This window comes from Kribbella swartbergensis, assembly GCF_054784135.1.
The window spans coordinates 292,853-314,053 of the sequence record NZ_BAAGPM010000022.1; the positions used below are offsets into that span (position 1 = coordinate 292,853).

Here is a 21,201-nt window from a genome sequence, read left to right on the forward strand (position 1 = left end):
ACACGAGATGACTGCACACCGCCGGACCGCACGACTGGTTCTCGGCCTGCTGGCGGGTCTCCTGCTGGCGGGGACCGTCGCCACCACCGCCCAAGCCGAGGACGGCTACCGCTTCTGGGGCTACTACCAGTGGAGTGGGAGCCAATGGGCGTTCTCGCAGAAGGGCGCCGACGTCGTCGTACCGGCCGACGGGTCCGTGGAGGGCTGGCGGTACGCCGTCGGCGGCGCCAAGCCCCGGGTTCCCCGCGCGGCGGGTGACTTCGAGGCCATCTGCGGCAAGACCCCGGCGGAGTCCGGCAAGAAGCGGGTCGCTCTGGTGGTCGACCCGGGTACGCCGGAGGACGCGCTCAGTGGTGAGAAGCCAGGCCCGGCGACCGGCACCTGTGTGGTCACCGACACCCAGGCGACGGGTGCGAAGGTCCTCTCCGCAGTAGCCCCCGTGCGGATCGAGAAAGGCCTGACCTGCGGCATCGACGGCTACCCGTCCAAGGGCTGCGGCGACCAGGTGCGGAACATCAACGTCCCGGCGACGGACGAGCCGGTCACCCTGGAGATCAAGCCGGCGGTCGGTTCCACCGCCGTGCCGGCCGCCTCGGAGACCGATGACGACGGTGCCCCGTGGAGCGGCATCATCATCGCCGCGGTGGCGGTCGTCGTACTGGGCGGTGGCGGTTTGCTGCTGAGCCGCCGGCGGTCGAGCCAGTAAGTGCGTACCGTCCATCACCTCACGCTCCCCCGGGCACTCCACCCGGGGGCATGGTGGCTGTGGGCGCTGGGCATGGCTGTGGCCGCCAGCAGGACGCGCAACCCGGTGCTGCTGGTGCTGATCCTCGTTGTCACCGGATTCGTCGTGGCCGCCCGCCGGAGCGACGCTCCCTGGGCGCACAGCTACGCCGCGTTCCTGAAGCTCGGTCTGTTCATCATCGGCATCCGGGTGGTGTTGCAGGCACTGTTGTCGACGCGTTCGCAGGGCAACACGTTGCTGTTCACCCTGCCCCAGATTCCCTTGCCCGACTGGGCGAACGGCGTCAAGCTCGGTGGCGAGGTGACCGCCGAGGCACTGGTCACCGCACTGTACGACGGCGGCCAGCTGGCTGTGATGCTCTGCTGCATCGGTGCGGCCAACGCGTTGGCCAGTCCACGCCGTCTGCTCAAGTCGTTGCCTGGGGCCCTTTACGAGATGGGTGTGGCCTGCGTGGTCGCGTTGACGTTCGCACCGCAGCTGGTCACCGACGCCCGCCGGATTCGCGCCGCGCGCCGGTTGCGTGGCCGCGCCCGCGGGTCCTTCCGCACGACGGCCATGCCCGTGCTCGAGGGTGCGTTGGACCGGTCGGTCGAGTTGGCCGCCGCCATGGACTCACGCGGGTACGGACGTACGGCGCACGTCCCGCGACGTCAGCGTCGTATCACCGGGATGTGCGTACTGCTGGGATTGCTGGGCATCTTGCTCGGCGTCTACGCGTTGCTCACCGACTCCATGGCGTTTCCGTTCGCTGCAGCGGCGTTGGGGGTTGGACTGCTGCTGGCTGTGAGTGCCATGGCTGTGGGCCGTCAGAGGGTGACGCGCACGCGGTACCGGCCGGATCCGTGGGCATTGCCCGAGTGGCTGGTCGTCGCATCCGGCGCACTGGCTGCTGCGGCGATGATCACCGCAGCAGTGCGTGGTGTCGAGGGTCTGGTGCTGCCGGGTCCGCTGGTGGTGCCACCGGTGCCGGTGCTGCCGGTAATCGGCATCCTGCTCGGGCTGGCGCCCGCAGTGGCCGCACCGCCGTTGCAGGCTCGGCGACGTGAGCTGGTGGCCGCATGATCGAGTTCGACCGCGTGACGGTGACGTATGACGGCGCTGACGCGCCGGCGTTGCGGGACGTGAGCTTCACCGTGCCGGAGGGTGAGCTGGCGCTGGTGATCGGGCGGACCGGTTCCGGCAAGTCCACATTGCTGCGGGCGATCAACGGTCTGGTGCCGCACTTCACCGGCGGCACGCTCGCCGGCCGGGTGCTCGTCAACGGGCGGGACACCCGGGAGTACCGGCCGCGGGATCTGGCCGATGTGGTCGGCATGGTGGGCCAGGACCCGATGTCCGGGTTCGTCACCGACACGGTCGAGGACGAACTCGCGTACAGCATGGAGTCCCTCGGCGTGGCGCCGGACGTGATGCGTCGCCGCGTCGAAGAGACTCTGGATCTGCTCGGGCTGGCCGACGTACGGGACCGGGCGTTGACGTCGCTGTCCGGTGGGCAGCGGCAGCGGACGGCCATCGGTGCGGCACTGACCTCGCATCCCGCTGTGCTGGTGCTGGACGAGCCGACGTCGGCGCTGGACCCGCAGGCGGCTGAGGAGGTGCTGGCCGCGTTGCAGCGGCTCGTACACGACCTGGGCGTCACGGTGGTGATGGCAGAGCATCGGCTCGAGCGGGTGATCCAGTACGCCGACCGGGTGATCGAAGTGCCGGGTGGCTCGGCCGCTGTCACGACTGGGCTTCCGGCCGAGCGGATGGTCACGGCACCAGTTGCACCGCCGGTGGTAGAGCTCGGACGCCTTGCGGGCTGGTCCCCTCTCCCCCTGTCGGTGCGGGACGCGCGGCGGGCCGCCGTGACGTTGCGCAGTCGGTTGGACTCGGCTGTGCCTCGACGGTCGGCTGCTGCTCCCGGCGCTGTGCTCGCGCGGTGCAGCGACCTCGTTGTCGGCTACGGGAACGTCACCGCACTGCGTGGCGTGTCACTGAGCATCAAGGCCGGCGAGGTTGTCGCGCTGATGGGCCGCAACGGTGCTGGAAAGTCCACGCTGCTCAACGCGTTGGTCGGGATCGTTCCACCTCGATCAGGCACGGTAGCTGCGGCCGGAGCGGACCCCCCTCGTACGCGGCCGTCCAAACTGGTGAAGGCAGTTGGGCTCGTGCCGCAGGAGCCTGCGGACCTGTTGTACGCGGCCACGGTGGCCGACGAGTGCGCAGGAGCCGACGCCGACTTCCGGATGCCCGCGGGTAGTTGCCGAGCGCTACTGAACCGGCTGGCGCCGGACATCGACGACACGATGCACCCACGAGACCTGTCCGAGGGGCAACGGCTGTGCCTTGCGCTGGCCGTCGTACTGTGCGGTGCTCCCCCGCTGTTGCTGCTGGACGAGCCGACGCGCGGGCTGGACTACGGGGCCAAGCGACGGCTGGTGGAGATCCTGCGTGAGCTGGCAGCTGCCGGTCATGCGGTGGTGCTGTCGACACATGACGTGGAGATGGTGGCCGAGGTGGCCACGCGAGTGCTCGTGCTCGCCGAGGGCGAGTTGGTGAGTGACGGCGAGACCGCGGCCGTCATCGCTGGATCTCCCGCGTTCGCACCACAGGTCGCCAAGATCCTTGCGCCGTTGCCTTTCCTGACGGTCGGAGAGGTCGCCACCGCGTTGGAACGTGCGTCGTGAACACGCCCACCAAGCTCGTGCGGCTGAAGCCACGGAGTACTGCGGCCATGGTGGTCGCGTCTCTGGTCGGCTTGCTGGCTTTCGGGTGGCCGTTGCTGTACCAGACCGAGCAGGCGGGTGAGGCGGCTATCGGGCACACCACCGACGCGCCGTGGCTCTTCGTGTTGCTGCTGCCTTTGCTCGTGGCCGTCGTACTGGCTGAGCTGTCCGAGTCAGGGATCGACGCCAAGGTGATCTCGTTGCTGGGCATGCTGGCGGCTGTCGGGGCCGCGCTGCGTGCACTCGGCCCCGGTACGGCGGGACTGGAGCCTGGGTTCTTCCTGTTGGTGCTGGCGGGTAGAGCGTTCGGCGCTGGGTTCGGGTTCGTGCTGGGGGCTGTGTCGCTGCTGGGTGGGGCGATGATCAGTGGTGGCGTCGGGCCGTGGATGCCGTTCCAGATGTTCGCCTGCGCGTGGGTGGGGTGTCTGGCCGGTCTACTGCCCCGGGTGGGTGGCCGACTGGAATTGCTGGTGCTGGCGGCGTACTCACTCGTGGCGGGGGTGCTCTACGGCGTGGTGATGAACCTGTGGTTCTGGCCGTACGCGACGTTCGGCAGCGACTTCTCGTTCATCCCGGGTGATTCACTGGCGGACAACCTGCATCGGTACTTCCTGTTCGTGGTGGCGACCTCGCTGGGGTGGGACATCCCGCGGGGGGTGCTGTGCGCCGTACTGGTTCTGCTGCTGGGGCGGCCGGTGCTGACGGCGTTCCGTCGTACGGCGCGGAAGGCGGCCTTCGACGTACCGGTGGTGTTCGAGTCGAGGAGGGGCGATGGCTGAGCAGCGGACGTTGATCCTGGGAGGTGCCCGGTCCGGCAAGTCGGTCGCGGCCGAGCGGCTGCTGGCTTCCGAGCCCGAGGTCCTGTACGTCGCGACCGGCGGAGACGGCTCGTCGGACCCGGAGTGGGCCGAGCGGATCGCCAAGCATCGCGCACGCCGGCCGGCCTCGTGGGGGCTGGCGGAGACGATCGACCTGGTACCGCTGCTCGACTCCCCCGGACCGCCCCTGCTGATCGACTGCCTGACCCTGTGGCTGTCCCGCACGATGGACACCCTCGACATCTGGTCCGACCTCGGCCGCGCCGGACTGGTCGAGCAGGAGATCGACCTCCTCGGCGAGGCCTGGTCCCGCACCACCCGCACGGTGGTTGCCGTCAGCAACGACGTCGGCTCCGGCGTGGTCCCCGCCGACGCCGGCACCCGCCTCTACCGCGACCTCATGGGCCGCCTCAACACCACCATCTCCCTCCGCTCCACCACCGCCCTCTGGACCATCGCCGGCCGAACCCTCCCCCTGACATGACCCCCCAAGACCCCGACAACAACCCGACCACGCCCAGGACCTCAGGTCGGCGAGACCCTGGAACCCGCCTGCCCCGCGGAGACGACCCGCCCCGCCCAGAAGCCACCGACGGCAGCTCGAGCAGCAACGACGCCCACCTCCCGCCCGCAAACGAGCCACCTACCACCAGTCCCTCGGCCCGGAACCGGCCCCAAACCCGCAGCCCCCGCCCGAACATCCCCGCCACCACGACAGACAACACCGACGACTCGGGTAGGGACGAAAGTCGCGGGGCTCGGGGTGGGGGGTGGAGGGACGGGTTTTGGTTGGCGGTGGGGACTTTGAGTGTGTTGCCGGCCCGGATGCCTTCGCGGGTGGATCGGGTAGTTGGTGGGCGGGCGATGGTTTTGGCGCCCGGCGTCGGACTAGTGATCGGTGGGATCGCGGCCGGGGTTGTGGCGGTGACTCAGGTTGTGAGGGCGGATGCCGACCTGCTCGCTGGTGTACTCGGCGTGCTGGTGCTGGTGGTGCTCTGCGGCGCGTTGCACCTGGACGGCTTGGCCGACTTCGCAGACGCGCTCGGCAGTCGGCGGGATCGCGAGACCATGCTGCGGATCATGAAGCAGAGCGACATCGGCCCGTTCGGAGTCGTTGCGATCATCGCCGTACTGCTCCTCGACGTCGCGGCCCTCACCGCGTGCATCCAGTCCGGCTTCGGCTGGCAGGCAGTCCTCATCGCCGCCATGGCGAGCCGCCTCACCCTCCCCTGGACCTGCCGTACGACGGTCCCGTCAGCCCGCCCCGACGGCCTCGGCGCCACCGTCGCCGCCACGGTCCGCCCGTTCACCGCAGCCCTCACGACCATCGCCGTACTAGCCGCCACCCTCACCCTCACCTGGCTCACCCCACCCGGCGACGAACCGCTCACGCCACCCGGCGCCGTCACCCCCGCCGCCGGACAACTCCTGGCCGGCACCGCCCTCGCCGTACTCCTCGCAGTCGCCGTCAGCCTCCTCGTCACCCGCCGCGCCAAAGCAACCATCGGCGGCATCACCGGCGACGTCCTAGGCACCACCATCGAACTCGCCCTCCCCACCACCCTCCTAACCCTCGCCCTCACCACCTAACCCCCGCCTCACCACCAGCCCCGCCGCACCACCCAGCCCCGCGTCCCCGGCGACGAACGCCCACCCACGACCTCCGTCGACGTACAACTTTCTAGCTCGGCACTGCCCTCGTCGTACCCCTCGCAGTCGTCGTCAGCCGTCTGGTCACCCGCCGCGCAAGAAGCAGACGTCCGGCACCGGCATCGAACTCTCCGCCCCAACGCTCTCCTGACCCAGGCCCGCACCACCTAGCCCCCGCATCACCACCTAACCCGTCTCCCCCGGCGACGAACCGCTCACCTACGACGAGGTCGCCTCCGTCGATGGATAACATCTGGCCGGCACTACCCTCGTCGTACGCCTCGCAGTCGTCGTCAGCCGCCTGACCACCTGCCGCGTAGCAGTCACCGGCGGCGTCACGGGATACGTCCTCGGCACCGGCATCGGACTCGCCCTCGCAACGCTCTCCTGACCTAGGCCTGCACCTCCGAACCCCAACCTCACCACCTAGCCCCGCCTTACCACCCCGCCCGGCGACCAACCGCTCACCTACGACCACGTCGCCTCCGTCGATGGACGACGTCTGGCCGGCACTGCCCTCGTCGTACGCCTCGCAGTCGTCGGCCGCCTGGTCACCCGACGCGCGAGAAGCAGCCATCGGCGGCATCACCGGCGACGTCCTCGGCGCCAGAACCGGCATCGAACTCGCCCTCCCCATAGCTCTCCTGACTCTGGCTCTCGCCACGAATCCGGGTCCCACCTCGCCACCCAACCTCGCATCCCGGCCGACCTCGCAACGCAGCCCACTTCGCCCCGCAGCGCACCTCGCAACGCAGCCCACCTCGCCCCGCACTCCACCTCACACCCGCCCGCCTCACACCCCGGCCGCCTGACACCCGCCTCACCACGCGGCCCGCCATCTCAGGGGATAACCCTTGGGTTTGCCCCTTCTGGATGCGTAATACGAGCGCAGAAGGGGCGATTCGAAGGGTTCTCCTCTCATGTGAGCGCCAGGCAGTGGGCTTGGTGGGGTTGGGCGGGTCGGGGGGTGGGGGTGGGGTTGGTGCATTACTGTCAGGCGGGTCGTTGCTGTGGGGCAGTGAATGGCGAGGTCGGATGGGGATGTTCAGGCGGGATCACCGGTGGTTGGCAACGAAGGCCTCGCGATCCGTTATGTTTATGTAATGAACGCAACTCGCCCGGCGCCTGGTTCGCAGGCTTCGCTGCGCGAAGCCAACCGCGAGCGCGTTCTGGGGGTCGTCCGGCAGCACGGCCCGCTGACCCAGGTCGAGATCGCCGCCGTTTCCGGCCTGTCCGCCGCGACCGTGTCGAACATGGTCCGCGAGCTCGACCAGGCCGGCATGGTCGGCCTGTCGCGCAGTATCCGCAACGGCCGCCGCGCCGTCCTGGTCTCGCTCGCGTCCGGCGGCGGACTGCTCGCCGGGGTCGCGTTCGGCGAGCGTGACGTTCGGGTGGCGATCGCGAACGAGTCCCGCGAGATCCTCGCCCAGCAGTTGATGCCGTTGCAGGCCGACCACGTGGCCGACGACGGGATGGAGCGCGCCGCCCGGCTGCTCGCCGACCTGGCCGAGACCGTGAGCTCCGGTGTCGAGGACATCGCCGCGATCGGCTTCGGCCTGCCCGCGCCCGTCGACTCCGTCAGCGGCCAGGCCGGCTCGGACGCAGTACTGCCCGGCTGGCGGGGCGTCAATGTCACCGAGGCGATGGCCGGTCACCTGCGCGCGCCGGTCGCGCTCGACAACACCGCCAACCTGGCCGCGCTCGGCGAGCTTCGCAACGGTGCGCTGCGCGGTGTCCGGCACGGCTGCTACCTCAAATTCTCGTACGGCGTTGGCGCTGGGATCGTGCTGGACGGGGAGGTGTTCCGCGGCTCGGCCGGTACGGCGGGCGAGATCGGGCACGTCACCATCGACGAGAACGGGCCGGTCTGCCGGTGCGGGAACCGCGGCTGCCTGGACACGTTCGTCGGGTCGCGGGCGTTGATCAACAGCTTGGCGGCGTCGCACGGGCCGCTCCGATTGAAGGACATCGTGCACCGTGCCCTGCAGGACGACCTGGGTTGCCGGCGGGTGATCGAGGACGCCGGCCGGCGGGTCGGTGTCGCCGTCGCCGGGCTGGTGAACCTGCTCAACCCGGAGGTGATCGTCGTCGGCGGATTGATGGCTGAGGCCGGTGACCTGATCATGGATCCGCTCCGCGAGGCCCTCGATCGCTGCGCCATCCCCAGCGCGGCCGCCACCGTCGAACTCCGCCGCGCCGAACTCGGCGACGACGCCGACATTCAAGGCGCCATCCACCTCGCCTCCGTCCTCAGCCACACCCAAGCCACCAAATCCCTCACCACCGCCTAACTCGCCCCCCACCCCGCCTAACCCCACGACCGCTCGTGCGGGGGCGGACGCGACGTGCGGGCTGGGCGAGCGCGCGAGTGTGCGGCGCTGCGGGGTGGACGCTAGGTGCGGGCTGGGCGAGCGTGGGGGCGCGTGGGCGGTGCGGGGCGGGCGCGAGGTGCGGGCTGGGCGCGAGCGGGTGCGGGGCGGTGCGGGCCGGAGGCGGGGTGCGCGGTGCGGGGGCGGTGCGGGCCGGACGCGAGGTGCCGACTGGGCGAGCGCGTGGGTGCGGGGCGCTGCGGGGCGGTGCGGGCCGGCGGCGGTGCGCGGGTGCGGGGCGGTGCGGAGGTGGGGTGCTACTGGCGGCGGGTTCAAGGGCAGGAGCAGCTGGGTTCGGTCGGGGCTCGGGGGCTTGTCGGCGGCGGGGACCAACTGGGTGCTCTTGGGGCGCATTTGTACCGGATTCGTGACGTGAATATGTCTATTTCTTGAATTCAAGTCTTGACGTCAAGGCTCGGCGCCGCTTGACTTCGGTCAGGCCTACTCGGGTCATCACGTCAAGGAGCCGCCACATGTTCGTCTCTCCCTCTCGTCTCGTCGGCCTCGGCCTGACCGTCTCGGCCCTCGCGCTGTCCCTGGCGGCCTGCGGGTCGGACGAACCCGCCGCCGGAGGCTCCGGCGAAGCCAAGAAGATCGCGCTGCTGCTGCCCGAGTCGAAGACGACCCGCTACGAGGCGCTCGACCGGCCGCTGTTCACCGAGGCCCTCAAGGCGGCCTGTGCGAACTGCGAACTGATCTACAGCAACGCCGATCAGGACGCGGCGAAGCAGCAACAGCAGGCCGAGGCGGCTCTGACGCAGGGCGCGAACGTGCTGGTCCTCGACCCGGTCGACGGCAAGGCCGCCGCCGCGGTGGTCGCGTCCGCCAAGGGCCAGAACGTCCCGGTGGTCGCCTACGACCGGTTCATCGAGAACGCCGACTACTACGTCTCGTTCGAGAACGAGGCGGTCGGCAAGCTGCAGGCGCAGACCCTGGTCGACACGCTCAAGGCGGCCGGCAAGACGTCCGGCAACATCGCCATGATCAACGGCTCGCCGACCGACCCGAACGCCGCCGACTTCAAGAAGGGGGCGCACAGCGTGCTCGACGCGAGCGGCTTCAAGATCGCGGCCGAGTTCGACACGCCGGACTGGAGCCCGGACAAGGCGCAGGCCTGGATGGAGGGCCAGCTGAGCGCGATCAAGAACGGCCTGGTCGGGGTCTACGCCGCGAACGACGGTACGGCGGGCGGCGCGATCGCGGCCCTGAAAGGTGGCGGCGTGAAGCCGCTGCCGCCGGTCACCGGGCAGGACTCGGAGCTCGCGGCGATCCAGCGGATCGTGGCCGGCGACCAGGCGATGACCATCTACAAGGCGGTCAAGCCGCAGGCCGAGGCCGCCGCGAAGGGCGCGGTGGCGCTGGCGAACGGTGACAAGCCCGAGTCGACGACGGAGAAGAACGGCGTACCGTCGACGATCCTCGATCCGGTCGCGGTGACCAAGGACAACATCAAGGACACCGTGGTGAAGGACAACATCTACAAGGTGAGCGACATCTGCACCGCGTCGTTCGCCGCCGCCTGCACCGCCGCCGGCCTCAGCTGACCCGCCCCCCGGCGTTGCCCCGCGGTGAGGTGCGGGGCAACGCCGGTGTCCCGGCCGGTACGACGGCCGACGGCCGGACCGAGCCGAATCCGCCGGGACAGAGCGCCCAGGTTCCGGAACCGGAAAGGCTGTCCCGGGCGGTTGATCGCCGGGATCATGGCCTGAAGACAAAGCCCCAGGAGGCTGATCGAGTGACTGTCACCCCCACACCGGCCCCGGTCGGCACCAGTACGGTGCTGGCCCTGCGGGGCATCTCCAAGCGCTTCGGCGCGGTCCAGGCTCTGAAGAACATCGAGCTGGACGTCCGGGCCGGTGAGGTCCTGGCCCTGGTCGGCGACAACGGCGCCGGCAAGTCGACGCTGGTGAAGACGATCGCCGGCGTTTACACCGCCGACGACGGCACGATGGTGTTCGACGGCCGGGAGGTGCGGGTAGGCAGTCCGGCCGAGGCGCAGCAACTAGGCATCGCCACGGTCTTCCAGGACCTGGCCCTGTGCGACAACCTCGACGTGGTCGCGAACCTGTACCTCGGCCGCGAGCTGCGCAAGGGCAAGGTGCTCGACGAGGTCGAGATGGAGCGGTCCTCGTGGGAGCTGCTCCGCCAGCTGTCCGCGAAGATCCCGTCGGTCCGGATCCCGGTGGCCAGCCTGTCCGGCGGCCAGCGGCAGACCGTCGCGATCGCCCGCTCGCTGCTCGGCCAGCCGAAGGTCGTGATGCTGGACGAGCCGACCGCGGCTCTCGGCGTGGCTCAGACCGCCGAGGTCCTCAACCTGGTCGAGCGGCTGCGCGAACGGGGTCTCGCGGTGATCCTGATCAGTCACAACATGGCCGACGTGATGGCGGTCGCCGACCGGGTCGCCGTACTGCGTCTGGGCCGCAACAACGGCGTCTTCGTGGTCAGCGAGACCAAGACGCAGGACATCATCGCCGCCATCACCGGCGCGACGGACAACGCGGTCTCCGAGCGCGCAGCGCGCCGGACCCGTGAGGAGGGGACCGCATCATGACGCTGCCCGGATCCGAGCTCCGGCCTCAGGACACCCCGCGCCCGACGGCCGGCGGCGCGGCCAACGGCAACGGCCCGGCCGTCGAACTGCCGGCCGACCTGCAGGACGAGCGGCTGATCGCCAGCCACGGCATCAGCGGCGCCGTCTCGGCGTTCACCGCCCGGCTGCGCTCCGGCGACCTCGGCTCGGTGCCGGTGGTGGTCGGCCTGGTCATCATCTGGGCGGTCTTCCAGATCGCGAACGGCTCGTTCCTGTCCAGCCGCAACCTGGTCAACCTCACCCTGCAGACCACCTCGGTCGGGGTGATTGCCATCGGCATCGTTCTGGTCCTGCTGCTCGGCGAGATCGACCTGTCGGTCGGCTCGGTCAGCGGACTGTCGGCCGCCGTACTCGGGGTGACGTTCGTCAACAAGGGCTGGCCGCTCGCGCTGTCGCTCCTGGTCGGCGTTCTTCTCGGTCTGGCCATCGGCCTGTTCTACGGCGCGCTCTACACCAGGTTCGGCGTACCGAGTTTCGTGATCACGCTGGCCGGTCTGCTCGGTTTCCTCGGTCTGCAGCTGCTGGTGCTCGGCAAGGAGGGTTCGCTGAACCTGCCGTTCGACTCCGCTCTCGTCGGATTCGCCACCCGCAGCTTCCTCTCCCCCGCGCTGTCCTACGCGCTGGTCGCGGCGGTCGTCGCGGCGTACGTGCTGACCCGGCTGCGTGGCCGAAGCGCCCGCGTCGCGGCCGGGTTGTCGGCGGCACCCACGTCGATCATCGCGATCAAGGCCGGCGCGCTCGCCGTCGTGCTGCTGATCCCGGTCATCATCCTGAACGGCGACCGCGGCGTGTCGTCCATGTTCCTGCTCTTCCTCGCGCTGGTGGTGGCCACCGATTTCGCCGTACGGCGGACGCGCTGGGGTCGGTCGGTCGTCGCGGTCGGCGGCAACGTGGAGGCCGCCCGGCGGGCCGGTATCAACGTCCGGATGATCTACCTGTCCGTGTTCGCGGCGTGTTCGACGTTCGCCGCCGTCGGCGGTCTGCTGGCCGCCGCCCGGCTGGTGGCGGTCAACCAGAGCAGCGGCGGCGCGGACACCAACCTGAACGCGATCGCCGCCGCGGTGATCGGCGGGACCAGTCTGTTCGGCGGCCGCGGGTCGGCGTACTCCGCGCTGCTCGGCGCCCTGGTGATCATGTCGATCTCGAACGGCCTCGCGCTGCTCAGCCTCGACTCCAGCGTCCGCTACATGGTGACCGCCGGTGTTCTGCTGATCGCCGTCACCATCGACTCCCTCAGCCGCCGCAGCCGGCAGGCCCACGGCCGAGCCTAGCGCCCGGCCCAGAGCGCGGTGGGCTCTCTCCTGACCCTGACCAGGCGGGAGCCCACCGTTTCCAGCTCCGGGTGGCAGGATGTGGCGCATGACGTCCAGGAATCCCATCAAGGCAGCGCGAACCAGTGCGGACCACACGGTCACGCCGCTGGAGCTGTTCTTCGATCTGGTGTTCGTGTTCGCGCTGACGCAGATCACCGCGCTGATGGCGCACGACCTGACCTGGCACGGTGTACTGCGCGGTGTCCTGCTGACCGGGTTGCTGTGGTGGAGCTGGATCGGCTTCTCCTGGTTGTGCAACCTGGTCAAGGCCGACGAGGGGTCCGTCCGCGGCGTCCTGCTGATGGCGATGGCCGCGATGTTCGTGATCGCGCTCGCGATTCCGGAGGCGTTCCACGATCTGCCCGGCGGCCTGCCCGGCCCGGTCGTGATCGCGTGTGCGTACTTCGCCTTCCGCGCGCTGCACCTGGTGCTCTTCTGGCTGATCGCGGACGGCGACGCGGTCCTGCGCCGGACGCTGGTCCGATTCGCGCCGTCGATGCTCGGGGCAACCATATTGCTGCTGATCGCCTCGCAGTACCACGGCAGCACGCAGACCGCGCTCTGGGCCGCGGCGCTGGCGGTCGACTACGGCGGCACCTACCTGATCGACGCACGCGGCTGGCGGTTCCGTTCGGCCGCGCACTTCGCCGAGCGGCACTCGCTGATCGTGATCATCGCGCTCGGCGAGTCGATCGTGGCGATCGGCGTCGGGGTCACCGACCTGCCGATCTCCTGGCCGATCGTGATCGCCTCCCTGCTCGGCCTGGCCGTGACGGCCGCGCTCTGGTGGATCTACTTCGACGCCACCGTGCACTACGGCGAGCATGCGTTGGCTTCCGAGCCGGCCGAGACCCGGCCCAGGCTGGCCAGGGACGCGTACACGTTCCTGCACTTCCCGATGGTGACCGGCGTCGTGCTGCTCGCGCTCGGCCTGAAGAAGGTGCTCGAGTACGTCGGTGACACCGAGCATCACGATCTCGGCGACCCGCTGAAGGGACTCGGCCTGGCCGCGTTGTTCGGCGGTGTCGCGATCTACCTGCTCGGTCACGTCGGCTTCAAGTGGCGGACCATGCACAAGGCCGGCACCTCGCGACTGGTCACGGCAGGGCTGGCGCTGGTCGCCGTACCGCTGCTGGGCAAGGTGCCGGCGCTGGGGCAACTCGGCGTACTGACTGCTCTGCTGGCCGGCCTGGCCGTCTTCGAGTCGGTGCGGTTCGCGCAGGAACGCGACCAGTTGAAACACGGCCAGCAGCACGCATGAGAAAGACCCCCGCCGGATCGGCGGGGGCCTTCACACAGATGCCTCAGGCGGTGGCCGCGGTCAGGTCGACCTTGGGCTCCGCGAAGTGGCACGCGGCGGCGTGCCCGGGGGCCGACTGCGGCTTGGGCTCGAGCGGCGGCTCCTGGGTGGCGCAGATGTCCTCCGCCTTCCAGCAGCGGGTCCGGAACCGGCACCCGCTCGGCGGGTCGATCGGCGAGGGTACGTCGCCGACCAGCCGGATCCGCTCCTTCGGCGGGACGCCACGGATGGTGCCCAGATCCGGGGCGGCCGACAGCAGCGCCTGCGTGTACGGGTGCTGCGGAGCGTTGTAGATCTGGTCCCGCGGACCCTGCTCGACGATCTTGCCCAGGTACATCACCGCGACCTGGTCACAGAAGTGCCGGACCACGCCGAGGTCGTGGGCGATGAAGACGAACGCGATGCCGAGGTCGCGCCGCAGGTCCTCCAGCAGGTTCATCACCTGGGCCTGGATGGATACGTCCAGCGCGGACACCGGCTCGTCGGCGATGATCACCTCTGGCTCCACCGCGAGCGCCCGGGCAATGCCGATGCGCTGACGCTGACCGCCGGAGAACTCGTTCGGATACCGATTGTGGTGCTCGGGGTTCAGGCCGACCCGCTCGAGCAGTTCCTGGACCCGGTCGAGCTCCTTGCCCTTCGGTACCAGGTTGTGCACGCGCAGCGGCGTACTGATGATGTTGCTGACCGTCTGCCGCGGGTTCAGCGAGCTGTACGGGTCCTGGAAGACGATCTGCAGCTGCCGCCGGAACGGGCGCAGGTCCCGCTCCTTGAGCTGCGCGATGTCGGTGCCCTTGAACAGGATCTGCCCGGCGGTCGGGGTCAGCAGCCGGGTGATCATCCGGCCGGTGGTCGACTTGCCGCAGCCGGACTCGCCGACCAGGCCGAGGCTGGCACCGGCCTTCAGGTCGAAGCTGACGCCGTCGACCGCCTGGACGACCTTCTTGGTCCGGCCCAGACCGGCCGCTTCCTTGATCGGGAAATGCATCTTCAGGTCGCGCACCTGCAACAGCGGGGCACCCGCATCGGACGCGGAACCGACCGTGGGTACGCCGTCGACCTTGCGCACGTTGTCGCTCATCTCTCTCCTCAGCCCCCGTCAGCCCAGTCTCGGCGCGACCTCGGCCTCGTAGATCGAGGCCTTGTCGTGCAGGTGACAGCGGGACGTGTGGGCTCCGGCACCGTCGACCGGAAGCAGTTCCGGCAGGTCGGTGGTGCAGCGCTCGCCCTTCACCCGGTCCTTGTACGGACAGCGCGGGTTGAAGGAGCAGCCGGTGGGCAGGTTCAGCAGGCTCGGCGGCAGACCCTTGATCGGGCGCAGCCGCTCGTTCGCCGCCGACACGGTCGGGATCGACTCGAGCAGACCCCAGGTGTAGGGCATCCGCGGCCGGGCCAGCACGTCCTCGGCAGTGCCGTACTCGACGCAGCGGCCGGCGTACATCACCAGCACGTCGTCGGCCATCTCGGCGACCACGCCCAGGTCGTGGGTGATCAGCACGATCGCGGAGCCGAACTCCTTCTGCAGGTTGTTCAGCAGGTCCAGGATCTGCGCCTGGACGGTGACGTCCAGCGCGGTGGTCGGCTCGTCGGCGATGACCAGCTTCGGGTCGTTGACCAGCCCCATCGCGATCATCGCGCGCTGCCGCATACCGCCGGAGAACTCGTGCGGGTACTGCGAGAAGCGGCGCTGCGGATTCGGGATGCCGACCAGGTCGAGCATCTCCAGGGCGCGCTTCTTGGCGACCTCCTTGGACACCTTGTTGTGCACCCGGTAGGCCTCCATGATCTGGTTCCCGACCGTGTACAGCGGGTGCAGTGAGGACTGCGGGTCCTGGAACACCATCGCCACCGCGTCACCGCGGATCTTCATCAACTCGCTCTCCGGCAGGCCGACGATCTCGTCGCCGCCGAGCCGGATGGAGCCGGTGATCCTGGTGCGCCTGCGGTCGTGCAGGCCCATCACGGCCATGCTCGAGACGGACTTGCCGGAGCCGGACTCGCCGACGATCGCCAGCGTGCGGCCGAGCGGGACCGAGTAGCTGAGCCCGTTCACCGCGCTGACCACGCCGTCGGCGGTCGGGAACTTGACGGTCAGGTCCTCGACCACGAGGTACGGCGTCTCACCGCTGGGGTTCATCGCACCCTGGCGACGCTCGCGGGTGGCGACCGCCGGGCCTCGCTTGGTGTCGGCCGGAGTCTCGGGCCGGCCGGTTGCGCTGTCGACCATGGTGTCCTTCCGGTCCTCGGGGGCGGGTGTGGTCACGAAAGCCTCACCCGCGGATCGATCAGGCTGTAGCCGATGTCCACCAGGAAGTTCATCACGACGATCATGACCGATGCGACGAGCACCGTGCCCATGATGACGGGCAGGTCATAGCTGTTCAAGCTGTCCAGGACCAGGACACCGAGCCCCGGCAGGTCGAAGATCCGCTCGGTGAAGATCGCGCCGGCCAGGCTCGTCGCCACGTCCAGGCCGAAGATCGTGATCACCGGGATCATGCCGGACCGCAGCGCGTGCTTGTACGTGACCTTGCGGTCCGACAGGCCCTTGGCCCGGGCGGTGCGGATGAAGTCCTCGCTCAGCGTCTCGACCATGGAGCCACGGGAGTACCGAGCGTAGGAAACACAGCTGTAGATGCCGAGCACGAGCCAGGGTGTCACCAGACCCGCGACCCATTTGCCGGCGTTCTCCGTCGGCGGGGTCCACGATCCGCGCGGGAGGATCGGATACAGGACGGTCAGGTAGAGCGAGATCATCAGCGCGACGATGTAGTACGGCACCGAGCTGAGCACCAACGTGCTGGTCATCAGGGCCCGGTCGCCCACCGTCCCGCGTCTCTTCGCCGCCATCGAGCCGATGAACACGCCGACGGTGAGGACGATGACGGCGTACCCCATCACGAGCGACAGCGTCACCGGGAACCGGTCCTTGAGCATGTCGAGTACGGGGCGGTCGTTCTTGAACGAGAAGCCGAGGCACGGCGCGGCGCAGTCCCGCGTGACCCCGGAGGTGGTGAACTCCCGGCCGGCGAAAATCCCCGCGGTGTACTCCGCGAACTGCTGCACCTTGGGCCGGTCCAGGTGCAGGTTCTGCCTGATCTCGTTGTAGCGCTGCTGGGTGCAGTTGCGCTCACCGCAGATCGCACCGGCCGGGTCGGTCGGGGCGATGAAAAAGAGCGCGAAGGTCGCCATCAAGGTGACCAACACGACACTGAGCGCGCTGACCAGGCGGCGCGCCACGAAGTAGAGCACGGGATTGTCTCCTCACCGATCGGAGTGGTGCCCGGACGGGTCCGGGCACCACTCCACCGTTCAGATCAGTACTACCACCTCAGTTACGAGGCGCTGATCAGGGCTGCTTCAGGTACATCGACGTGAACTCGGGCATGCCCTGGGTCATGTCGTTGATCGCGTGGCCGATGTTCTTGCCGACCGGCGAGTTGGTCGCGGAGTAGTACAGCGGCAGCAGCGGCAGGTGCTTCTCCACGATCATCTTGTCGATCTTCGTCCACTCCTTCAGCTGCTGGTCCGGCTCCATCGCCGCGACGCGGTCGATCTCGGCGTCCAGCGCCTTGTCCTGCAGCTGACCGATGCTGTTGCCCAGCTCGATCGCGTCGGACTTGAACAGGACCGGGAACCAGCTGGTACCGCTCGGCCAGTCGGAGCACCAACCGGTCGGCGACTTGCCGATGTTCACCGGAGCGTTCTGGTCACCGATGAACGTCCGGTACTTCGCCTTCGGAACACCGATGGCCCGGACCTTGAAGCCGGCCTTCTCGTAGACCTGCTTGCGCAGCTGGGTGACCTGCGTCGAGATCTTGTCGTCGATCTGGTAGTACCAGCTCAACTCGAAGTTCGCCTTGCCCAGCTTGGCCAGCTCGGACTTGACCTCGGCGGCGACCGCGTCGTCCTCGGCACCCTTACCGGTACCGGTCAGACCCGGCAGCTCGTACTTCTCGAAGCCCGGAACAGCCGGCGGCAGGATGGTGGAGGCCGGCGGCGAGTCGTTCGGGTTCAGGCCGGCGACCTTACGCCACGAGTCGTACGGGTGCGCCTTTGCGATCAGCTTGCGCACCTCGAGCGGGATCTTCCGGGTGTCCATCGGGTAGGTGATGGTGCACGGACCCGGACCCTTGACGAGCTGGCTCTGGTCCTTGACCTCGGGCAGCAGGCTGACGTCGAGGTTGCTGTAGTTCAGCGCGTTCGCGTCCGGGCCGGCGCTGGCCAGCACCTGGCGCTGGGCCTTGATCAGGTCCTGGCTGAACTTGAAGTCCCAGCCGTCGACGTACTGGTGCCGCACCGGGTCGGTGTTCGGGTCCCAGTTCGGGTTCTTCGACAGCTTGAGCTGCGTACCCGGGGTGTACGAGTCGACCTTGTAGGGGCCGGTCGCCATCGGGCGCTGCTCGTAGTTCTTCTGGGTGTCCTTGGCCTGCGGGATCGGCGTGAACATCGGGAACGCCGCGTAGAAGGGCAGGTCGTCGAACTTCTTCGCCAGGTGGATGACCAGGGTGCTCTCGTCCGGCGTCTCGACACCGGCGTAGTTGGCGCCGTTCGGGCCGTACGGACCCTTGTACTTGTCGCCGTCCTTGAAGAACTGCAGCTGGTACGTCGGTCCGGCGTCGTACAGGTCGTGCGCGAAGGACCGCTTGATCGCGTACGCGTAGTCGGCCGCCTTGACCGGCGTGCCGTCGTGGTACTTGATGCCCTGCTTCAGCTTGAACGTCCAGGTCAGGCCGTCGGCCGACTTGGTGCCCAGGTCCTCGGCGAGGTCGGGGACGAGCACGGGCTTGCCGGTGCCCTCGTCCAGCCGGTACTGGGTCAGCGCCCGGTACATCAGCTTGCCGATCTGGTTACCGTCGACGTAGTAGATGTTCGTCGGGTCGAAGGTGTCCGGCGTGACGTCGGACAGGACGGTGATGATGCCGCCCTTCTTCGCCCCCTCGATCTCCTTCGCCGGCCCCTTGGCAGTCGCGTCAGTGGCCTTCTCCTGGGCGCCGCCGATGTCGCCCCCGCCGGTGTTGGAATCGTTGTTCGACGACGGGCTGCCGCAGGCGACGGCGGCCAGCATGACCGTCGCCGCTATCGCGGTGATCCGTTTCCACTGCATGGTTGCGTTTCTCCTTTTCTGCCGCTGGGGCAATCGCCGCACTACCGGCGAGTCTTGGGGTCGAAGGCGTCGCGTACCGCGTCGCCGAGCAGGGCCAGTGCGAGCACGAGCATGGTGATGCCGATCACCGGCAGCCACAGGAACAAGGGGTAGGCCTTGAACCAGTTCGTGGCCACCGCGATCGTCTGGCCCCAGGACGGGATCGGCTCAACCAGACCGACACCGAGGAAGGACAGTCCCGCCTCCGCTGTCACATACGCGGGCAGCGCCAGGGAGGCGGCAATGACGATCGGGGCCACCAGGTTCGGCAGCAGTTCCTTGAACAGGACCTGCCGGGTGGGTACGCCGATCGCCTTCGCGGCCAGGACGAACTCGCGCTCGCGCAGCGACAGCACTTCGCCGCGGATGATGCGCGCCAGCCCGGCCCAGCCGAAGAACGAGAGCACGAAGATCAGGACGTAGAACCTGGTCGACGCCTGTTCCTCGGGTGAGAGGTTGAACGAACCGCCCCGCCAGGACTCGACGATCGGAACCATCGCGATCGCGAACAGCAGGTACGGCAGGCTCAGGACGAAGTCGATGATCCAGGAGATCAGCCGGTCCACCCAGCCACCGAGGAAGCCGGCCAGCAGGCCCATCACGACACCGACGACGGTGCCGACCAGGGTCGCGGTGAAGGCGACGATCAGCGAGGGGCGGGCGCCGTACACCCACCGGGCGAAGTTGTCCCGGCCGGTCTTCGGTTCCACGCCGAACCAGTGCTCGGCGTTCGGCCCGATGGTCGGGAACCCGAACTCGTCGACCAGGTCGGTGTGGAAGGTGCCGTAGTCCTGGCCCTCGAGCTTGGCCAGCACCGGTGCGAACACGGCGATCAGGATGAAGAACAGCACGATGACGGCGCAGGTGACGGCGACCTTGTCCTTGCGCAACCGGTCGAACGCGATCCGGGTCGGGGACTTGCCGTGCGCAACCGTGGCCGCCCGTTCCGGTTCCGCCGACGCCGGGTGTTCCTCGACACCAACCGCGGTGTCCGGGGGACCTATTGTCATTCGCGCTCCGTCAGCTCTGTCAGCCAGATTCGGTTCGTAGATCCGGCAACAATCGGGTAAATCGTGCCGAGCCTTTGCTGTGTGGAGGGCCTGCGTCAAATCCCCTTGACACCCGCGATCCCCCACAACCGCGCGCTAGCCTGCCTGACACTGTGACACCAAACCAGCGGTGCTAGGCACCAGTGCACAAATCGTTACCGGAACGGGTACCGGACCGGAACATTTGCCCCGAATCGTCACCCTGCGCGTTCAATCCTTCGCAAAACGCGTCGGCACAGCACCGACAGTGTCCAATTTGTGCCACATTCTGACACTCTGTAACACCTAGATACACTCTGTGTCCGCTCGCTCAGTGTGACGAACACCAAATCCCCCGGTCCGATTCGAGCCGCCTTGTCAGCCGGTTCAGCTCTCGCGGACGTGGACGGTGACGAAGGGGGGCTTGACCACGTCGAAGGGCTCCTTGCGGCCGCGGATGTCGACGACGACCTGGTCGCCTTCCTTGATCGTGGCGTCGAGCAGGGCGAGGGCGATGCCCTTCTTCAGCGTCGGCGAGAACGTGCCGGAGGTGACCTCGCCCAGAGCGGTGCCGGACGGGTCGAGCACGGTCATGTGCGGGCGCGGGATGCCCCGGCCGGCGGCGCGCAGGCCGCGCAGGATCCGGGCGGGTCCGCGCTCCTTCTCGGCGCGCAGCGCCTCGGCACCCCAGAAGCGCTCCTTCTTCCATCCGACCGCCCAGCCGGACCGCGCCTGCACCGGTGTGATGTTCGGGGAGATGTCCTGACCGTGCAGCGGATAACCCATCTCGGTCCGCAGCGTGTCCCGCGCGCCCAGCCCGGCGGGGACGATCCCGTACGACGCTCCGGCCTCGAGCAACGCGTCGAACACACCGACCGCGGCCTGGTTCGGTACGACGAGTTCGTACCCGCGCTCACCCGTGTAACCGGTCCGGCAGACGACGACCGGCGTACCGGCGAACTCCGCGGTCGTGAACGACATGTAGTCGTGTCCGGTCGGCAGGCCGATCGCGCTGACCACGTCGTCGCTGTCGGTGCCCTGGACCGCGAGGATCGCGTAGTCCTCGTGGGCGTTGGACACCACCACGCCTTCCGGCGCGTCCGCCTGCAGCAGCCGGACGACCTCGGCGGTGTTGGCCGCGTTCGGGATCAGGAACACGTCGTCGTCGGCGTGCAGGTAGGCGATCAGGTCGTCGACCACTCCCCCGCGCTCGTTGCAGCACAGTGTGTACTGCGCCTGGCCGGGTGCGATCTTGCCGAGGTCGTTGGTCAGGCACGAGTTCACGTACGCCGCCGCGCCCGGGCCCTTGACCGTCGCCTTGCCCAGGTGACTGACGTCGAAGACGCCGACGGAGGTACGGACCGCGGTGTGCTCGGCGACGACACCGGAGTACTCCAACGGCATCTCCCATCCCCCGAACTCGGCGAACTTCGCGCCGAGGGCGACATGGCGCTCGTGCAGTGGCGACTTCTTCAACTCGGACGACTGTGACAGAGACGGGGTCATGGAGGGGAAACTACCCGACGCGTAGCAT

17 protein-coding genes are annotated in these 21,201 nt (G+C 68.7%); 11 read left to right on the forward strand and 6 right to left on the reverse strand.

The genetic code is table 11. From position 1 onward, the window contains the following. The first annotated feature begins 7 nt into the window (after positions 1-7). The 11 genes from ACYVOK_RS19965 (at position 8) to ACYVOK_RS20015 (ending at position 13,454) form a co-directional block, all read left to right on the forward strand. Positions 8-706, forward strand: coding sequence for an SCO2322 family protein (locus ACYVOK_RS19965; RefSeq protein ID WP_460663984.1), 699 nt, complete (start codon positions 8-10; stop codon positions 704-706). Further along, positions 707-1,807 (forward strand): CbiQ family ECF transporter T component, encoded by a 1,101-nt coding sequence (locus ACYVOK_RS19970; RefSeq protein ID WP_460663985.1) that lies wholly within the window; start codon positions 707-709, stop codon positions 1,805-1,807. Continuing rightward, positions 1,804-3,414 carry an ABC transporter ATP-binding protein gene (locus tag ACYVOK_RS19975; RefSeq protein ID WP_460663986.1) on the forward strand — a complete coding sequence of 537 codons (1,611 nt, stop codon included), beginning with the start codon at positions 1,804-1,806 and terminating at the stop codon, positions 3,412-3,414. Before ACYVOK_RS19970 ends, ACYVOK_RS19975 begins: the two co-directional genes overlap by 4 nt. Then, positions 3,411-4,232, forward strand: coding sequence for an ECF transporter S component (locus ACYVOK_RS19980; protein WP_460663987.1), 822 nt, complete (start codon positions 3,411-3,413; stop codon positions 4,230-4,232). The genes ACYVOK_RS19975 and ACYVOK_RS19980 overlap by 4 nt, the downstream gene beginning before the upstream one ends. Further along, positions 4,225-4,755, forward strand: coding sequence for a bifunctional adenosylcobinamide kinase/adenosylcobinamide-phosphate guanylyltransferase (locus ACYVOK_RS19985; RefSeq protein WP_460663988.1), 531 nt, complete (start codon positions 4,225-4,227; stop codon positions 4,753-4,755). Before ACYVOK_RS19980 ends, ACYVOK_RS19985 begins: the two co-directional genes overlap by 8 nt. 311 nt (positions 4,756-5,066) lie before the next feature. Next, entirely contained in the window at positions 5,067-5,861 is a 795-nt protein-coding gene (locus ACYVOK_RS19990; RefSeq protein ID WP_460663989.1) for an adenosylcobinamide-GDP ribazoletransferase, read from the forward strand. A 1,163-nt stretch (positions 5,862-7,024) separates the two neighbouring features. Further along, the gene (locus ACYVOK_RS19995; RefSeq protein ID WP_460663990.1) at positions 7,025-8,212 is read left to right on the forward strand and encodes an ROK family transcriptional regulator; all 1,188 of its coding nucleotides are present in this window, start codon (positions 7,025-7,027) and stop codon (positions 8,210-8,212) included. A gap of 551 nt (positions 8,213-8,763) precedes the next feature. Continuing rightward, positions 8,764-9,834 (forward strand): substrate-binding domain-containing protein, encoded by a 1,071-nt coding sequence (locus tag ACYVOK_RS20000; RefSeq protein ID WP_460663991.1) that lies wholly within the window; start codon positions 8,764-8,766, stop codon positions 9,832-9,834. 191 nt (positions 9,835-10,025) lie between these two features. After that, on the forward strand, positions 10,026-10,841 hold the full coding sequence (locus tag ACYVOK_RS20005) for an ATP-binding cassette domain-containing protein (protein WP_460663992.1): 816 nt from the start codon (positions 10,026-10,028) through the stop codon (positions 10,839-10,841). Continuing rightward, the gene (locus ACYVOK_RS20010) at positions 10,838-12,151 is read left to right on the forward strand and encodes a sugar ABC transporter permease (protein WP_460663993.1); all 1,314 of its coding nucleotides are present in this window, start codon (positions 10,838-10,840) and stop codon (positions 12,149-12,151) included. Before ACYVOK_RS20005 ends, ACYVOK_RS20010 begins: the two co-directional genes overlap by 4 nt. 88 nt (positions 12,152-12,239) lie before the next feature. Then, entirely contained in the window at positions 12,240-13,454 is a 1,215-nt protein-coding gene (locus ACYVOK_RS20015) for a low temperature requirement protein A (RefSeq protein ID WP_460663994.1), read from the forward strand. A 43-nt stretch (positions 13,455-13,497) separates the two neighbouring features. On the opposite strand, the gene ACYVOK_RS20020 is transcribed toward ACYVOK_RS20015, so the two are convergent. From ACYVOK_RS20020 to gcvT, 6 genes are all read right to left on the reverse strand, one after another. Then, positions 13,498-14,574 carry an ABC transporter ATP-binding protein gene (locus tag ACYVOK_RS20020; RefSeq protein ID WP_460663995.1) on the reverse strand — a complete coding sequence of 359 codons (1,077 nt, stop codon included), beginning with the start codon at positions 14,572-14,574 and terminating at the stop codon, positions 13,498-13,500. Between the two features lie 18 nt (positions 14,575-14,592). After that, a complete protein-coding gene (locus tag ACYVOK_RS20025; protein ID WP_460664512.1) occupies positions 14,593-15,630 on the reverse strand; it encodes an ABC transporter ATP-binding protein in 1,038 nt (345 codons plus the stop codon). Between the two features lie 122 nt (positions 15,631-15,752). Continuing rightward, on the reverse strand, positions 15,753-16,745 hold the full coding sequence (locus ACYVOK_RS20030; RefSeq protein ID WP_460663996.1) for an ABC transporter permease: 993 nt from the start codon (positions 16,743-16,745) through the stop codon (positions 15,753-15,755). Positions 16,746-16,842: 97 nt separating this feature from the next. Further along, positions 16,843-18,600: an ABC transporter substrate-binding protein gene (locus ACYVOK_RS20035; protein ID WP_460663997.1), complete on the reverse strand. Its 1,758-nt coding sequence runs from the start codon at positions 18,598-18,600 to the stop codon at positions 16,843-16,845. A 41-nt stretch (positions 18,601-18,641) separates the two neighbouring features. Then, positions 18,642-19,649, reverse strand: a complete 1,008-nt coding sequence (locus ACYVOK_RS20040; RefSeq protein ID WP_460663998.1) for an ABC transporter permease — start codon at positions 19,647-19,649, stop codon at positions 18,642-18,644. A 405-nt stretch (positions 19,650-20,054) separates the two neighbouring features. Then, positions 20,055-21,173, reverse strand: a complete 1,119-nt coding sequence (gcvT, locus tag ACYVOK_RS20045; protein ID WP_460663999.1) for a glycine cleavage system aminomethyltransferase GcvT — start codon at positions 21,171-21,173, stop codon at positions 20,055-20,057. Between the last annotated feature and the right edge of the window lie 28 nt (positions 21,174-21,201).

Coding starts and splice junctions, on each gene's coding strand:
- ACYVOK_RS20015 (WP_460663994.1), top strand. CDS start 12,240: ATGACGTCCAGGAATCCCATCAAGGCAGCGCGAACCAGTGCGGACCAC.
- ACYVOK_RS19975 (WP_460663986.1), top strand. CDS start 1,804: ATGATCGAGTTCGACCGCGTGACGGTGACGTATGACGGCGCTGACGCG.
- ACYVOK_RS20025 (WP_460664512.1), bottom strand. CDS start 15,630: ATGAACCCCAGCGGTGAGACGCCGTACCTCGTGGTCGAGGACCTGACC.
- ACYVOK_RS20020 (WP_460663995.1), bottom strand. CDS start 14,574: ATGAGCGACAACGTGCGCAAGGTCGACGGCGTACCCACGGTCGGTTCC.
- ACYVOK_RS20035 (WP_460663997.1), bottom strand. CDS start 18,600: ATGCAGTGGAAACGGATCACCGCGATAGCGGCGACGGTCATGCTGGCC.
- ACYVOK_RS19985 (WP_460663988.1), top strand. CDS start 4,225: ATGGCTGAGCAGCGGACGTTGATCCTGGGAGGTGCCCGGTCCGGCAAG.
- ACYVOK_RS20040 (WP_460663998.1), bottom strand. CDS start 19,649: ATGACAATAGGTCCCCCGGACACCGCGGTTGGTGTCGAGGAACACCCG.
- ACYVOK_RS20010 (WP_460663993.1), top strand. CDS start 10,838: ATGACGCTGCCCGGATCCGAGCTCCGGCCTCAGGACACCCCGCGCCCG.
- gcvT (WP_460663999.1), bottom strand. CDS start 21,173: ATGACCCCGTCTCTGTCACAGTCGTCCGAGTTGAAGAAGTCGCCACTG.
- ACYVOK_RS19965 (WP_460663984.1), top strand. CDS start 8: ATGACTGCACACCGCCGGACCGCACGACTGGTTCTCGGCCTGCTGGCG.
- ACYVOK_RS19995 (WP_460663990.1), top strand. CDS start 7,025: ATGAACGCAACTCGCCCGGCGCCTGGTTCGCAGGCTTCGCTGCGCGAA.
- ACYVOK_RS20000 (WP_460663991.1), top strand. CDS start 8,764: ATGTTCGTCTCTCCCTCTCGTCTCGTCGGCCTCGGCCTGACCGTCTCG.